This is a genomic window from Pseudomonas sp. TUM25319, from assembly GCF_056388475.1.
On sequence record NZ_CM150751.1, the window covers coordinates 3159524 to 3174732 of the forward strand.

The window sequence follows — 15209 nt, forward strand, 5'->3', positions numbered from 1 at the left end:
GGAGAAAGAGGGGGTTTTGAAATTAGAAGATACAGTTATGTATCTCTTGGCGGGGTTGGGTGCATGGAGTCGGCAGGGCGGCAACTGGCTCGGAGGAGGCTGGTTTGCTCGCAATCCGAAGATTGCATCGGTCTTTTGTGGGCGGCTTTAGCCGCGAACGGCGGCGAAGCCGTCGCAAAACCTGAGCCCCCGATCTGCCTGATGCGCCCGGGATACTGGTTTTGTGGCCGCTATGCGGCCAATCGCGGCTGAAGCCGCTCCTACAAGGGTTTGTGCCAGGCAATCAGACAGTGTCAGGCCGGAACGGCCGCGCCCTGTGGCAGCAGCAGTCCGGCCATGCGCTGGCTGCGTTCCATCCGCTGCTCGGTGGTGTCGTCGCTGTGCAGCAGCGACAGGCTGATCTGGTACGCATAGATCAGGTAAGCCCGGTCCTGCGCTTCATCCGCCGGTGCCCCGGCCTGGATCAGCAACCCTTCGATGTAGTTCAGCCGATGGCTGTCGACTTCGTCGATGGCCTGGCGCGCCTGCTTGTCGCGGCGGGCCCAGGCACGGATCCCCAGTTCGATGGCGGCGGCGTCCTTGGCGGTCTGGCCGTGTGAGGGCAGCTCCAGCAGGCGCTGCAACTGCTGCAGCGGCGAGGCATGAGCGTTGCGCAGGTTGAGGATGACGTCTTCGGTGGCGCGGGCGCGCCAGTTGCCGAGGATGCCTTCGAGCAGCTCGCCCCGGCTCTTGAAGTGGTAGTAGAAGCTGCCACGGGTGATCTTCAGTTCCTTGGCCAGGGTATCGACCCGGACCGCATCGACGCCGCTGCTGACCAGCACGTGTTGAGCGGCATGAATCCAGTCTTCGCGGGTGAGATTGGTGCGTGATGACATCGTGTAGGGGCCTTGTTCATCGAGCTGGAGGGCGCCAGGGGCGGCAGATTCGTGGTCCGGCCCGGGGCGCGAAGGAGGGCATTCTAGCGCCCGGCGCAATGCCGAGGCTATCGCCGCCAACGCAGGCGGGACGTGCCCTGGAACGCTGCCAGTGTGCCGAATTTCCTCAATTCTTAAAATACAGTTATGTAGGTTGACCTGCATAATTTTGCACGATTCTCCATTTTTTTCGTTGACGCACGTCAAAACCCTCCATAGCATCTAGATACACATCTGTATGTTAAGAATAAAAACGGAGACCTCGATGAGCGCAATTGCCAAGACATTGCTGGCCGCAGGGCACAACACCCACTACTACGAAGCCGGCCAGGGCGAGGCCCTGTTCCTGCTGCACGGCTCGGGTCCGGGCGTTTCCGGCGGCACCAACTGGGCGAAAACCATCCCGGTATTCGCCGACCGCTGGCGGGTGATCGTGCCGGACATCGCCGGCTTCGGCTTCACCGAATTCCAGGCCGATGCCAAGTACGACATCAAGCTGTGGGTCAACCACCTGCTGGGCATCATGGATGCGCTGGACATCCAGAAAGCCTCGTTCATCGGCAACTCCTTCGGCGGCGCCGTGGCCATCGGCCTGGCGGTGTTCGCCCCCGAGCGGGTCGATCGCTTGGTACTGCTCGGCACGCCGGCCGGCGAGTTCATCCAGACCCCCGGCCTGCGCGGCGCCTGGGAGTACGAGCCATCGCTGGACAACATGCGCCGTCTGATGGAGCTGTTCCCCTACGACACATCGTTGATCACCGACGAACTGGTGCAGTCGCGCTTCGAGGCCAGCGCCCGTCCCGGTGCCCAGGACGCCCTGCGCAAGCTGATCCCGCAACCAGCCGCCGAAGGCCAGACCCTGGTCAAGGGCTTCCCGGCGGCGGCGCTGGCGAAAATCACGGCGCCAACCCTGGTGGTGCATGGTCGTGAAGACCGCGTGGTGCCGCCGGAATGCGGCCTGCTGATCGCCAACAGCGTGCCCAATGCCGACCTGCATCTGTTCGGCCATTGCGGTCACTGGGTGCAGAGCGAGCAGCCACGGCGCTTTGCAGCGCTGGTCCGTGATTTTCTCAGCGAGTAAGTGCCATGAGCCGAAACCTGATGGAGCGAGTGCTCTGGCAACTCTGCGTCGAGCGCGCCGCCAAGGAGCGCTTTCGCCAGGATCCGGCGGGCTTTCTCGCCCGCTTCGAACTGAGCGAGGACGAGACGGCGATGATCCTCGGCTTCGATGTGGCCGGGCTGCAGGCCGCCGGGGTCAATCCGATGCTGACCATGGGCTTCTGGCAGGAGCTTTCTGCCGAACGCGACATGGCGATCTACAAGCAGCGCCTGGGCTGCACTGACCAAGACAGCGCGGGGTTCTCCGCCGCGCTCAAGGGGTGATGAGATGGGCAAGATAGTTGGCGGCTTCTGGATGCCGCACGACCCGGTCATGTTCGTGGCGCCCAAGGCGCCGCCCGAAGCCCAGCGCGACGCAGTGTGGCAGGCCTACGCCGATTGCGCCCGGCGCCTGGCGGAGCTTGAGCCGACCTCGGTGATCATCGTCGGCTGCGACCACTACATTCTGTTCGGCACCCACTGCCTGCCGCGCTACGTGATCGGCACCGGCGACGTGGACGGGCCGATCGACCGCCTGCCGGGCCTGCAGCGCCGGGTGGTGACCAACCATCAGGCGCTGGCCGAGCACATCGTCGCCCACGGCGACGCCAGCGGCATCGACTGGAGCGTGGCGCGCAGCTTCACCGTCGACCATTCGTTCTCGATCCCGCACCAACTGGTGGTGCAGGCCGCCGAGCAACTGATGGGCAAGACCCTGCCGAGCATCCCGGTGTACCTGGCCTGCGGCGTCGATCCCTATATCTCGCTGAAACGCTCGGCCGACCTTGGCCGGCAACTGCGCGCGGCGGTGGAGGCCTTCGACGCCGACGAGCGCGTGGTGATCATCGGCAGCGGCGGCATCAGCCACTGGGTTGGCACCGTCGAGATGGGCAAGGTGGCCGAAGACTTCGACCGCGAGATTCTCGCCCTGGGCGTCAAGGGTGATCTCGACGCCCTGTGCGCCTACCGCGATGAAGACATCCTGCGGCGCGGCGGCAACGGCGCCATGGAAATCCGCAACTTCGCCTGCGCCATGGCGGCCCTGGAGCAGCCGGTGGGCGAGGTGATCGCTTACGAGGCAGTGCCGGCCTGGGTCACCGGGCTGGGCTTCCTGCAATTGAAGGAGGGCCGGGTATGAGTCGGGTCTTGCTGTGCCAGCGCGACGAACTGGCGCCAGGCGAACTGAAGAAGGTCGAGCAGGCCGAGGGCGACGCCATCTGCGTCTACAACCTGGGCGGTACCTTCTACGCCACTACCGATATGTGCACCCACGCCACGGCCTCGCTGGCCGAGGGCGACCTGGAGGACGACCTGATCACCTGCCCGGTGCACTGGGGCCAGTTCCACATCCCCACGGGCAAGGCGGTGACCTTCCCCTGCGAACGGCACCTGCGCACCTACAAGATCATCGTCACCGACCGCGAGGTCTACGCCGACGTCGCGCTGGAAGCCGACGAGGCCCTGGCCGAAGCCGAAAGCCCGGTCTGATATCCACCGCATTCCCGTGTGAGTCCGAACCATGGATAACAATAAATACATACCGCTGCGCACCCTCGAATCGACCCCGAGCCTGGATAACCTTGACCGCATCTGCGACATGGAGGAGGGCCGCCTGTCGGGCAAGGTGTTCTGGGACCAGGCCATTTACGAACAGGAGCTGGAGAAGATTTTCGCCCGTTGCTGGCTGTTCGTTGCCCACGAGTCGCAACTGCCGAAATTCGGCGACTACCTGACCACCTCCATGGGCGAGGACGAAGTGCTGGTGGTGCGGCAGAAGGACGGCTCGCTGAAAGTCTTCCTCAATGCCTGCCCGCATCGCGGCAACAAGGTCTGCTTCGCCGAGGCCGGCAATGCCCGCGGCTTCATCTGCAACTACCACGGCTGGTCGTTCGGCGCCGACGGTGGCCGGCTGATGGGCATGCACGAGTCCAAGTGCTACGAGGAAAGCCACTTCGACAAAGCGAAGCACGGCCTGCGCGAAGCCCGGGTCGCTACCTACAAGGGGCTGGTGTTCGCCACCTTCGCCGCTGATGGCCCGACCCTCGAGGAATACCTCGGGCCGATGACCTGGTACCTGGACGTGATGCTCGACATGGACGAGGGCGGCAGCGAGTTCCTCGGCGGCTGCATCCGCTCCACCATCGACTGCAACTGGAAGATCGCTGCGGAAAACTTCGTGGGCGACATCCTCCACGGCGGCTGGACCCACGACTCGGCGGCCAAGGCCATGCTCGGTGGCCCGGTGGCCAATGTCGGCGAGCTGCCGGAATCCTACTCGGTGAACTGGAACGGCCACGGCTACGAGTTCGCCACCGATGTGGTGGGCAACGCCGCCACCCTCGGTGAGCGCGACATCAACAAATACCTGCATGTGCTGCGGCCAAAAGTGGCCGAGCGCCTGGGCGAATTCCGCTCGAAGCTGATCGGGGCGATTTCCTCGTTCACCGTGTTCCCCAACTTCTCCTTCCTGCCGGGGCAGAACACGGTGCGCATCTGGCAGCCCCGCGGGCCGCACAAGATCGAGCTGTTCACCTGGGTGATCGTCAACAAGAACGCCCCGCAGGACATCAAGGACAAATGGCGGCGCGGCGCGATGATGACCTTCTCGCCCACCGGTGTGTTCGAGATGGACGACGGCGAGAACTGGGAGTACTGCACCAAGACGGCCAAGGGCGTGGTCACCCGCTACCAGGACCTCTACGTCGGCCTGGGCATGCACACCCGCCTGGACGACAGCGAGCTGCCGGGCAACGTGTTCAAGGGCCAGCTCAACGAATGCAACGCGCGGGCGTTCTACCAGCGCTGGAAAGACCTGCTGCAAGCGCCGACCTGGGCCGATGTCCCGGACCGCAACGGCACGATGCGCTGAGGAGAAACCCCATGACACTGGAACAACCCTTGACCTTCGAAGAGGTGCGCCGCGTCGAGCAATTCCTGCTGCGCGAAGCGCGCCTGCTGGATGACGAATGCTGGGACGACTGGCTGCGTACCCTGAGCGAAGCGATCCACTACTGGATGCCGGGCATCGAGAACCGCCGCCGTGAAGACAAGTCCGGGCCCTACACCCTGGAGCACATGGCCTTCTTCGACGATGGTATTCGCGAGCTGCAGCGGCGGGTGTCGCGGTTCAAGCAGCCCTCGGCCTGGGCCGAGAACCCGCCGACCCGCAATGTGCACTTGGTGAGCAATATCGAGGTGTACCCCGGCGATGCGCCGGGCGAGTACCGCGCCTATTCCTGCTTCATCAATGTGCGTAGCCGCGGCCTGGACGAACAGTCGCAGATCACCGGGCGGCGCGAGGATGTACTGCGTGTGGAGGCGGACGGATTGAAACTGCTCAAGCGCAAGATCCTGATCCCCAATGCCATGTTGCTGTGCAAGAACATCAATACCTTCCTGTAGGGGTGCCTATCGCTGGCAAGCCAGCTCCCACAATGTTCGCGGCGACACCGAACCCTGTGGGAGCCGGCCTTGCCGGCGATGAGGCCCGAATGAGCACTGCAAATTCTTGAGGATGGATTTATGGGTTGGCTAGACAACCAGGTCGCCCTGGTCACCGGCGGCACCGGCGGCATCGGCAGCGCCATCGTGCGTCGCTATGTCGCCGAAGGCGCGAAGGTCGCAGTAATGGGCCGCGACGCCGCGCAACTGGCGGCACTCTCTGCCGAACTGGGCGAGGCGATCATCACCGTACAGGGCGACGTGTCGCGCTGGCAGGACAACCAGCGCGCCGTGGCGGCAACGCTGGAAGCCTTCGGCAAGCTCGACACCTTCGTCGGCAACGCCGCGGTGTTCGACTACTTCACCCGGCTCGACCGCATCGCCCCGGAAGATTTCGAGAGCGCGTTCCAGAAACTCTTCTCGATCAACGTGCAGGGTTACCTGCTGGGCGCCCAGGCGGCCACCGCCGCGCTGCGTGAATCCCGTGGCAGCATGATCTTCACCCTGTCCAACAGTGCCTTTTATGCCGGCGGCGGTGGCATCCTCTACGTCACCGCCAAGCATGCCCTGGTAGGCATGATCCGCCAGTTGGCCTATGAGCTGGCGCCGGACATCCGTGTCAACGGTGTCGCCCCTGGCGCCACCAACACGCCGATGAAGAGCCTGGAAGGGCTGAACAGCCGCAGCGTGCCACTGAACCAGATCCCTGGGTTCGAGGCCGGCGCGGCCCAGGCGGTACCGCTGCAACGCATCGCCGAACCCGAGGACCACACCGGCCACTACGTGCTGCTGGCCTCGCGGGAAAACGCCGGGCTGACCACCGCCACCATCATCCACAGCGATGGCGGCTGGGAAATCCGCAGCAGCGGCGCGGCGAAGCACCGCAAGACCTGAACCACACCTGCGTGCTCTACAAGACAAACAAGAGAGATGCGTGATGAGCAACAGAAGCCTCAGTGCACCGCAACAACACCTGCTGGAACTGTTCGCCGGCCTCAACCTGCCCGTGCTGGCGGCGCCGATGTTCCTGGTCTCCGGGCCGAAGCTGGTCTCGGCCTGCTGCCAGGCCGGCATCATCGGCAGCTTCCCGGCACCCAACGCCCGTACCGTCGAGCAGCTGGACCAGTGGCTCGGCGAGATCGTCGCCGAGCGCGAAGCCGCCGCCCGGCGCGGTGAGGCGCGGGCGCCGTGGATGCTGAACATGATCGTGCACAGCACCTACGACCGCTTCGACGCCGAGCTGGAACTGGTCAAACGCTACCAGCCGCCTATCGTGTCCACCGCCCTCGGCAGCCCGAAACGCGTTCTCGACGCCGTGCATGCCTACGGCGGCGTGGTCATCGCCGATGTCATCAGCCCGGCGCTGGCACGCAAGGCGGTGGACGCCGGCGTCGATGGCCTGGTGCTGGTCTGCAACGGTGCCGGCGGCCACACCGGCAACTACAACCCGTTCGCCTTCGTCGGCGAAGTGCGGCAGTTCTGGGACGGGCCGCTGGGCCTGGCCGGGGCGATCTCCAATGGCCGCGATATCCACGCCGCGCAAGTGCTTGGCTGCGATTTTTCGCTGGTGGGCACGCGCCTGGTGGCTGCCGAAGAGAGCCTGGTGGAAGACGCCTACCGCGACATGCTGGTGGACTGCTCGCTGGACGACGTGGTGACCACCAAGGCGGTTAGCGGCGTGCTTGCCAACTGGATGCGCCCGTCGCTGGAGCAGGCCGGTATCGATCCGGCCGCCGAAAGCCGCGCCAGCATCGACTTCTCCGGCAACATCGCCAGCGCCAACAAGGCCTGGAAACACGTGTGGTCGGCGGGGCAGGGCGTGGGCCAGATCAACCGCCACTACTGCGTGGCCGAACTGGTGGACGAACTGCACCAGGGCTACCGCGAAAGCCGCGCCCGCGCGTTGTAAGCCGACTTCGTTTTCAAGCGTTGTTTTCAGGAGAAACGCCATGACCCATCCCGCCTTGCAACCGGCCGCCGAGGCCCTGGCCCGCGCCCGGGACAGCCGCACCCCGTGCGGCCGCATTTCCGAGCGCTTCGACATCAACAGCCTGGCCGACGCCTACGCCGTCCAGGAACTCAACACCCAGGCCGCCCTGGCCGCCGGCCGGCGCCTGAGCGGGCGCAAGATCGGCCTGACCTCGCTGGCGGTACAACAGCAACTGGGCGTCGATCAGCCGGACTTCGGCATGCTCTTCGCCGACATGGAAATCCGCGATGGCGAAACCATCGACAGCCGTCGCCTGATCCAGCCCAAGGCCGAAGGCGAGATCGCTTTCATCCTCGGTCGTGACCTGCCCCATGCCGACACCACCCTGGCCGAATTGCTGCGGGCGGTGGACCACCTACTGCCAGCCCTGGAGATCGTCGATTCGGCGATCGAGGACTGGAAGATCACCCTGGTCGATACAGTCGCCGACAACGCTTCGTCCGGCCTCTATGTGCTGGGCAAGACGCCAGTCAGCCTAAGTGGCCTGGATCTCGCCCTGGAAGGCATGCTGCTGGAGAAGAACGGCGCCCAGGCGGCCATCGGCGTCGGTGCCGCCTGCATGGGCAATCCGCTGGATGCCTGCCTGTGGCTGGCGCGGACCATGGCCGAGGCCGGGCGTCCGTTGCAGGCCGGCGATGTGTTGCTGTCGGGGGCGCTGGGGCCGATGGTCCCGGTTGCCGCCGGCGACAGCCTGCGCCTGCGCCTGACCCGGCTGGGCGAAGTGAGCTGCCGTTTCGCCTGATCCAGGCTGACCAATCCACACACGCCGGCGAGGGTGCCGGCGAACGTCACAACAATAAATCAGTGAGCGGCGGCCACCCGGTCTGCCGAACTCACGAGGGCGTGCCATGTACGACATCTTCAACGACCCGACGCGGTTGGCGCCGGCGCGCGTGCTCTGCGAGCCCGGCGCGGACGGCAGTTTCATCCTCAGCTCTCCCGAGCCTCTGCAACCTTATGCCCGCTGCATCGGCGAATGGCTGGAGCACTGGGCCGAACTCACGCCCGACCGGCCCTACCTGGCCGAGCGGCGCAATGGCAGCTGGTTCACCCTGACCTACGGCGAAGTGCGCCAGCGCGTTGGTGCCCTGGCCCAGGGGCTGCTGGAACTGGACACCGTGCCGGGCCGTCCGGTGCTGATGCTTTCGGAAAACGATATCGACCAGGCGCTGCTGACCCTGGCGGCGCTGCATGTGGGCATTCCGGTGTCCACCGTGTCGGTGGCCTATGCCCGCAACACCGGCAGCGGCTGCGCCAAGCTCAAGGCGATCATCGAGGTGCTGGACCCGGCGCTGATCTTCGTCAACGACGGCGACGCCTACTGCCGTGCCATCGAGCTGGTCAAGCCGCGCTGCCCGGTGGTGGCCGCGCGCAATGCCCAGGAGATCCCTGACGGCCTGGCCCTGCCGCTGCTGTACAAGCCCGAGAGCCTGGCGGTGATGGACGCCTTCGCCCGCCTGAATGGCGACACCCCGGCGCGCTACCTGCTGACCTCCGGCTCCACCGGCTCGCCCAAGGCGGTGATCAACACCCACGGCATGCTCTGCGCCAACCAGCAGGCCATCGCCCAGTGCTGGCGCTTCATCGAGCAGATCGAGGTGGTGGTGCTGGACTGGTTGCCGTGGAGCCACGTGTTCGGCGCCAACCACAACTTCAATCTGGTACTGCGCAACGGCGGCACCCTGTACATCGACGACGGCCGCCCGCTGCCGGGGCAGATCGACCGCACCGTAGAGAACATCAAGTCGGTCAGGCCGACCTTGTTCTTCAACGTGCCCCGCGGCTACGAGGCGCTGCTGCCGTACCTGGAGCGCGACGAGGCCCTGGCCGACGCGCTGTTCGGCCGCCTGGAGCTGCTGTTCTACGCCGCCGCCGCACTGCCGCAAAGCTCCTGGCAGCGCCTGGTGGCTCGCGCCGCACAGGTGCGCGAGGCGCCGCTGTTCTTCGCCACCGAGTGGGGCTCGACCGAGACCTCGCCCGTGGTAACCAGCGTGCACTTTCAGTTGGACAAGGCCGGCAATATCGGCCTGCCGGTGCCGGGCACACAGCTGCGTTTCGTGCCCAGTGGCGACAAGCTGGAGATGCGCGTGCGCGGGCCGTCGGTGTTTCCCCGCTACCTCAACGACCCGCAGAGCACCGAGGCGGCGTTCGATGAACTGGGCTTCTACCGCATCGGCGATGCCGGACGCCTGGTGGACCCCGAGCGTCCTGAACTGGGCGTGCTGTTCGATGGCCGCGTCACCGAAGACTTCAAGCTCAGCAGCGGCACCTGGGTCTCGGTCGGCACCCTGCGTCCGCGGCTGGTCAGCGCCTTGGCGCCTTACGCCAGCGACTGCGTGATCTGTGGCCATGACCGCGACGTGATCGGCGCGCTGGTCTACCCGACCCCGGCCCTGCGTGAGCTGCTGGGCAAGGCGGGCGAGGGCATGAGCGGTGCGCAGCTGGCGCTGCAGCCGGAGGTGCGCCTGGCCCTGTGCGCCGGCCTGCAGGCGTTGGCCCGGGACTTCCCGGCGTCGTCCCAGCACGCGGTGCGCCTGCTGATCCTCGACACCCCGCCGAGCCTCAACGACGGCGAAATCACCGACAAGGGCTACATCAACCAGCGCGCCGCCCTGACGCTGCGTGCCGAAGCGGTCCAGCGCCTGTATGCCGACACCCTCGACCAGGACGTGATCCTGCTCGCCGAAGTCTACGGAGAAGCGGTATGAGTCAACGCAAACTGAAAGTCGCCATCATCGGTTCCGGCAACATCGGCACCGACCTGATGATCAAGATCCTGCGCCATGCGCAGCACCTGGATATGTCGGTGATGGTCGGAATCGATCCGGCATCCGATGGCCTGGCCCGTGCTGCCCGCATGGGGGTCGCCACCACCCATGAGGGCGTGGAAGGGCTGACGCGCATGGCGGAGTTTGCCGAAATCGACTTCGTTTTCGATGCCACCAGCGCCGGCGCTCATGTGAAAAACGATGCCTTCCTGCGTTCCATCAAGCCCGGCATCCGCCTGATCGACCTGACCCCGGCCGCCATCGGCCCGTACTGCGTGCCGGTGGTGAATCTGGAGCAGAACCTCGGCCAGCTCAACGTCAACATGGTCACCTGCGGCGGTCAGGCGACCATTCCGATGGTCGCGGCGGTGTCCCGCGTGGCCAAGGTCCATTACGCCGAGATCGTCGCCTCCATCGCCAGCAAGTCCGCCGGCCCCGGCACCCGCGCCAATATCGACGAGTTCACCGAAACCACCGCCCGCGCCATCGAAGTGATTGGCGGTGCGGCCAAGGGCAAGGCGATCATCGTCATGAACCCGGCCGAGCCGCCGCTGATCATGCGCGACACGGTGTTCGTGCTGTCGGAGGCGGCGGACCGGGCCAGGGTTGAAGCCTCGGTCGAAGAAATGGCCCAGGCGGTGCAGGCCTATGTGCCGGGTTATCGCCTCAAGCAGAAGGTGCAGTTCGACGACGTCAGCGACCTGAAAATCCCCGGCCTTGGCGTGTTCTCGGGCCTGAAGACCTCGGTGTTCCTCGAAGTCGAAGGCGCCGCCCATTACCTGCCGGCCTATGCCGGCAATCTCGACATCATGACCTCCGCCGCGCTGGCCACCGCCGAGCGTATGGCCCTGTCGATGATCAACGGCTGAGGACCGACCATGAACAAGATCTACATCTCCGACGTCACCCTGCGCGACGGCAGCCACGCCGTTCGCCACCAGTACACCCTCGACAATGCCCGCGATATCGCCCGGGCGCTGGATGCCGCCAGGGTCGACTCCATCGAAGTCGCCCACGGTGACGGGCTGCAGGGCTCCAGCTTCAACTACGGTTTTGGCCGGCACACCGATCTCGAGTACATCGAGGCGGTCGCCGATGTGGTCAGCCACGCGAAGATCGCCACGCTGCTGCTGCCGGGCATCGGCACGGTCCACGACCTCAAGGCCGCCTACGATGCTGGCGCCCGGGTGGTTCGCGTCGCTACCCATTGCACCGAGGCGGATGTGTCGAAGCAGCACATCGAATACGCCCGCGAACTGGGCATGGACACCGTCGGTTTCCTGATGATGAGCCACATGATCCCCGCCGAGCAGTTGGCGGCCCAGGGCAAGCTGATGGAAAGCTACGGCGCCCAGTGCATCTACATGGCTGACTCCGGTGGCGCCATGAACATGCAGGACATCAGGGACCGCATGCGCGCTTTCAAGGCGGTGCTGAACCCTGAAACCCAGACCGGCATGCACGCCCACCACAACCTGAGCCTGGGCGTTGCCAACTCGATCGTGGCGGTGGAAGAGGGCTGCGACGGCATCGATGCCAGCCTCGCCGGCATGGGCGCGGGTGCCGGCAATGCGCCGCTGGAGGTGTTCATCGCCGCTGCCGAGCGCCTGGGCTGGAACCACGGCACCGACCTCTACACCCTGATGGACGCGGCGGACGACATCGTTCGCCCGTTGCAGGACCGGCCAGTGCGGGTCGACCGCGAGTCGCTGGCGCTGGGCTATGCCGGGGTCTATTCGAGCTTCCTGCGGCATGCCGAGATCGCGGCGGCGCGTTATGGGCTGAAGACCGTGGACATCCTCGTCGAGCTGGGCAAGCGGCGGATGGTGGGTGGGCAGGAAGACATGATCGTCGATGTGGCGCTGGATCTGCTGAGTCGCCGTTAGATCGCCATCGCCGGCAAGCCGGCTCCCACAGGCGGTAGCTGTGTGCACAGCGTGCTTGTGGGCGCTGGCGATTCTGAACACCAAACCCATCCGAGGCCCAGACCATGAACTACACCCTGAACATCCAGCCGGTCGGCCTGAGCTGCCCGGTCACTGCCGATCAGACCCTTCTCGACGCGGCCCTGGCCGACGGCCTGATGCTCAAGCACAGTTGCCGCACCGGCACCTGCGGCAGCTGCAAGGGCCGTGTGCTCGACGGCGACGTCGACCACGGCGACAGCCCCTTCGATGTGCTGACCCAGACCGAACGCGAACAGGGCCTGGCACTGTTCTGCTGCGCCAGGGCCCGCTCCGATGTCGTCATCGATGCGCCGGAAGTCACCGAACTGCGCGGCATCAGCATCCAGCAGATGGGCGTGCGGGTCGCCGCCATCGACAAGGTCAGCCATGACGTGGCGGTGCTGCGCCTGATGCTGGCGCCGGGCAGCGCCTTCAACTATTTCCCCGGGCAGTACGTGCAAGTGCTGCTCAAGGACGGCAGCCGGCGCAGCTATTCCATGGCCACCGCGACTGCCCGCGACCAGCAACTGGAACTGCACATTCGCCACATGCCCGGCGGCGTGTTCAGCGGCCATGTGTTCAACGCCCTGCAACCCAAGGCGATCCTGCGCATGGAAGGGCCGTTCGGGTCGTTCTTCCTGCGCGACGGTGATGCGCCGATGATCTTCCTCGCCAGCGGCACCGGCTTTGCGCCGATCCAGGCCTTGCTGGAGCAACTGCGCGAGCGCGGCGACAACCGCCGCCCGGTGTACCTCTATTGGGGCGGTCGCCGTCGCGAAGACCTGTACCGCCATGAGCAACTGCTGGCCTGGGAGGCGGAGCTGCCGTGGCTGCGTTATACCCCGGTCCTTTCCGAGCCGACCGAGGCCTGCGACTGGCAGGGTGCGACAGGGTTCGTGCACCGCCAGGTCGTCAGCGATTTCCAGAGCCTCAAGGGCTTCGAGGTGTACGCCTGCGGCGCGCCGATCGTGGTGGATTCGGCGCGGCGGGATTATGTGGCGGAACGGGGGCTGGCGGAGGCGGATTTCTACGCGGATGCCTTTGTTTAGTCGCACTGCATGACAGGCATTTGTGCGCCCTTACGGTTTGCCATCATTTTGCCATTCCCGTAGAATCCAAAGGTATTTTCAGGTGCCAGCGCCCCGCGTCGGCACCTGATGCATCGGGCCTCCCGACCTAACTAGAAATTGACCGCTCACCGCGGCAGAAACCTTGTGTGCACCACGCCCCGCAGCCGGCGCAATTTGCCGTGCCCGTGGGCTCCAAGGCTTCATCCCCCTGGCTTTCACAACCACCCAGGCCAGGGCGGATATTTGAGGAAAGGTCAATGCGGGTCAGAAATCTCTCCATCGGCTACCGAGCCGGATTTGCCTTCGCGGTGCTGGCGGTGCTGGTCTTGCTGTTGGGCGCGGTCGCCATTTTCGAAGCCGACAAGATGAACTCGGCCACCGACAAGATCACCGGTTACTGGCAACCCAGCAGTCACTCCCTGGCCGAAGTCGGCCTGGCCCTTGGCCGCACCCGGGCGCTGACGCTGCGTTCGATCATGCTGCGTGACCCGGAGGAACGCCAGCGCACCCTGGACCTGATTGCCGAGCGCCAGCAGGAGATCAACACCAACCTCAAGTCCTACGAGGCCAGTATCGACAGCCCGCAGAACCGCGAGCTGTTCGACACCTTCAAGGGCGCCTACGGCAAATACCACGAGTTGCAGAAACGCTTGCTGGATGCGGTGCGCGCCGAGCGTCCGGACGATGCCATCGATCTGCTCAACGGCCCGCTGGTGGCGTATGCCGATGCCATGATGAACGACCTCAGCAACCTGATCCGCTACAACTACGACGGGCTGGTCGAGTCGGGCAAGGTCAGCAACGAGTCGTACAACCGGGCGATCCTGATCATCACTATCACCCTGGTGGTGATCCTCGCCGCCATGATCGCCATCGCTGCCGTCCTCACCCGCAGCATCGTCACCCCGCTGCACGAAGCCGTGGTGGTGGCCGACCGTGTGTCTCACGGTGACCTGACCCAGGAAATCATCGTGATCGGCCGCGACGAACCGGCGCTGCTGCTGCAGTCGATGCGCACCATGCAGGAACGCCTGCGCACCACGATCCGGCAGATCGCCGAGTCCTCCGATCGCCTGGCGTCGGCCTCGGAAGAGCTGCATGCGGTTACCGACGACACCAGCCGCGGCCTGCTGCAACAGAGCGCCGAGATCGAACAGGCCGCGACGGCGGTGAACGAGATGACCGCTGCGGTCGAGGAGGTCGCCAGCAACGCGGTGTCCACCTCCGATGCCTCGCGCCGCGCCGATGACACCACTCAGCATGGCCGGGCCCAGGTCGACCAGGCGCTGGCCTCGATCCAGAGCCTTGTCGGCGATGTCGGCGACACCGCCCAGGAGGTCGAGACCCTGGCCAACCACGTCAACGACATCAGCCGCGTGCTGGATGTGATCGGTTCCATCGCCGACCAGACCAACCTGCTGGCCCTCAATGCCGCCATCGAGGCCGCGCGAGCCGGCGAGGCGGGCAGGGGCTTTGCGGTGGTCGCCGACGAAGTCCGCGCCCTGGCGCATCGCACCCAACAGTCCACCGAAGAGATCGAGCAGATGATTGGCGGCGTCCAGGCCGGTACTCACCGTGCGGTCAGTACCATGCACAGCAGCCAGAGCCAGGCCAGCCGCACCCTTGAAGTGGCCCAGGCCGCCGACGAGGCGCTGAAGGTGATCGCCGAAGCCATCGCCGCCATCAACGAGCGCAACCTAGTGATCGCCAGCGCCTCGGAAGAGCAGGCCTCGGTGGCGCGGGAAGTGGACCGCAACCTGGTCAACATCCGCGACCTGTCGATGCAGACCTCGGCCGGCGCCAACCAGACCAACGCCGCCAGCCAGGACCTGTCGCGCCTGGCGGTGGAACTGAACGTGATGATTTCCAAGTTCAAGGTCTGAGTAGCGGCGCCGGCAGTTACCGCGACGGGAGAAAAAAGTTCCGTCGCGGCGATTGCCGGCGTTTGCCTGTTCTTTCCCGTCGAGCCTCGACCTAGACGC

General features: G+C 65.5%; 15 protein-coding genes. 14 read left to right on the top strand and 1 reads right to left on the bottom strand.

What is annotated here, in order from left to right; all coding sequences use genetic code 11:
• Positions 1 to 293: 293 nt before the first annotated feature.
• Entirely contained in the window at positions 294 to 875 is a 582-nt protein-coding gene (locus AC05QJ_RS14775; protein ID WP_476747562.1) for a TetR/AcrR family transcriptional regulator, read from the bottom strand.
• Between the two features lie 304 nt (positions 876 to 1179).
• On the opposite strand from AC05QJ_RS14775, the gene AC05QJ_RS14780 reads away from it, so the two are divergent.
• The 14 genes from AC05QJ_RS14780 to AC05QJ_RS14845 all read left to right on the top strand — a co-directional run bounded on the left by AC05QJ_RS14780 (position 1180) and on the right by AC05QJ_RS14845 (position 15110).
• A complete protein-coding gene (locus AC05QJ_RS14780) occupies positions 1180 to 1995 on the top strand; it encodes an alpha/beta fold hydrolase (RefSeq protein WP_476747563.1) in 816 nt (271 codons plus the stop codon).
• Positions 1996 to 2000: 5 nt separating this feature from the next.
• Complete coding sequence (locus tag AC05QJ_RS14785; protein ID WP_476747564.1) at positions 2001 to 2297, top strand: extradiol ring-cleavage dioxygenase; 297 nt, start codon at positions 2001 to 2003, stop codon at positions 2295 to 2297.
• A 4-nt stretch (positions 2298 to 2301) separates the two neighbouring features.
• Complete coding sequence (locus AC05QJ_RS14790; protein ID WP_476747565.1) at positions 2302 to 3150, top strand: DODA-type extradiol aromatic ring-opening family dioxygenase; 849 nt, start codon at positions 2302 to 2304, stop codon at positions 3148 to 3150.
• Positions 3147 to 3500 carry a non-heme iron oxygenase ferredoxin subunit gene (locus tag AC05QJ_RS14795; protein WP_476747566.1) on the top strand — a complete coding sequence of 118 codons (354 nt, stop codon included), beginning with the start codon at positions 3147 to 3149 and terminating at the stop codon, positions 3498 to 3500. Before AC05QJ_RS14790 ends, AC05QJ_RS14795 begins: the two co-directional genes overlap by 4 nt.
• A 31-nt stretch (positions 3501 to 3531) precedes the next feature.
• A complete protein-coding gene (locus AC05QJ_RS14800) occupies positions 3532 to 4881 on the top strand; it encodes an aromatic ring-hydroxylating dioxygenase subunit alpha (protein ID WP_476747567.1) in 1350 nt (449 codons plus the stop codon).
• An 11-nt stretch (positions 4882 to 4892) separates the two neighbouring features.
• The gene (locus tag AC05QJ_RS14805; RefSeq protein ID WP_476747568.1) at positions 4893 to 5414 is read left to right on the top strand and encodes a 3-phenylpropionate/cinnamic acid dioxygenase subunit beta; all 522 of its coding nucleotides are present in this window, start codon (positions 4893 to 4895) and stop codon (positions 5412 to 5414) included.
• Between the two features lie 120 nt (positions 5415 to 5534).
• Positions 5535 to 6347, top strand: coding sequence for a 3-(cis-5,6-dihydroxycyclohexa-1,3-dien-1-yl)propanoate dehydrogenase (hcaB, locus tag AC05QJ_RS14810; protein ID WP_476747569.1), 813 nt, complete (start codon positions 5535 to 5537; stop codon positions 6345 to 6347).
• A 43-nt stretch (positions 6348 to 6390) separates the two neighbouring features.
• Positions 6391 to 7362: an NAD(P)H-dependent flavin oxidoreductase gene (locus tag AC05QJ_RS14815; RefSeq protein WP_476747570.1), complete on the top strand. Its 972-nt coding sequence runs from the start codon at positions 6391 to 6393 to the stop codon at positions 7360 to 7362.
• Between the two features lie 40 nt (positions 7363 to 7402).
• Positions 7403 to 8185, top strand: coding sequence for a 2-keto-4-pentenoate hydratase (locus AC05QJ_RS14820; protein WP_476747571.1), 783 nt, complete (start codon positions 7403 to 7405; stop codon positions 8183 to 8185).
• 106 nt (positions 8186 to 8291) lie between these two features.
• Positions 8292 to 10151 (top strand): feruloyl-CoA synthase, encoded by a 1860-nt coding sequence (locus AC05QJ_RS14825; protein ID WP_476747572.1) that lies wholly within the window; start codon positions 8292 to 8294, stop codon positions 10149 to 10151.
• Positions 10148 to 11080 (top strand): acetaldehyde dehydrogenase (acetylating), encoded by a 933-nt coding sequence (locus tag AC05QJ_RS14830; protein ID WP_476747573.1) that lies wholly within the window; start codon positions 10148 to 10150, stop codon positions 11078 to 11080. Before AC05QJ_RS14825 ends, AC05QJ_RS14830 begins: the two co-directional genes overlap by 4 nt.
• A 9-nt stretch (positions 11081 to 11089) precedes the next feature.
• Positions 11090 to 12097 (top strand): 4-hydroxy-2-oxovalerate aldolase, encoded by a 1008-nt coding sequence (dmpG, locus tag AC05QJ_RS14835; RefSeq protein ID WP_476747574.1) that lies wholly within the window; start codon positions 11090 to 11092, stop codon positions 12095 to 12097.
• Positions 12098 to 12201: 104 nt separating this feature from the next.
• The gene (locus AC05QJ_RS14840) at positions 12202 to 13206 is read left to right on the top strand and encodes a CDP-6-deoxy-delta-3,4-glucoseen reductase (protein WP_476747575.1); all 1005 of its coding nucleotides are present in this window, start codon (positions 12202 to 12204) and stop codon (positions 13204 to 13206) included.
• A 278-nt stretch (positions 13207 to 13484) separates the two neighbouring features.
• The gene (locus AC05QJ_RS14845) at positions 13485 to 15110 is read left to right on the top strand and encodes a methyl-accepting chemotaxis protein (RefSeq protein WP_476747576.1); all 1626 of its coding nucleotides are present in this window, start codon (positions 13485 to 13487) and stop codon (positions 15108 to 15110) included.
• Positions 15111 to 15209 lie beyond the last annotated feature (99 nt).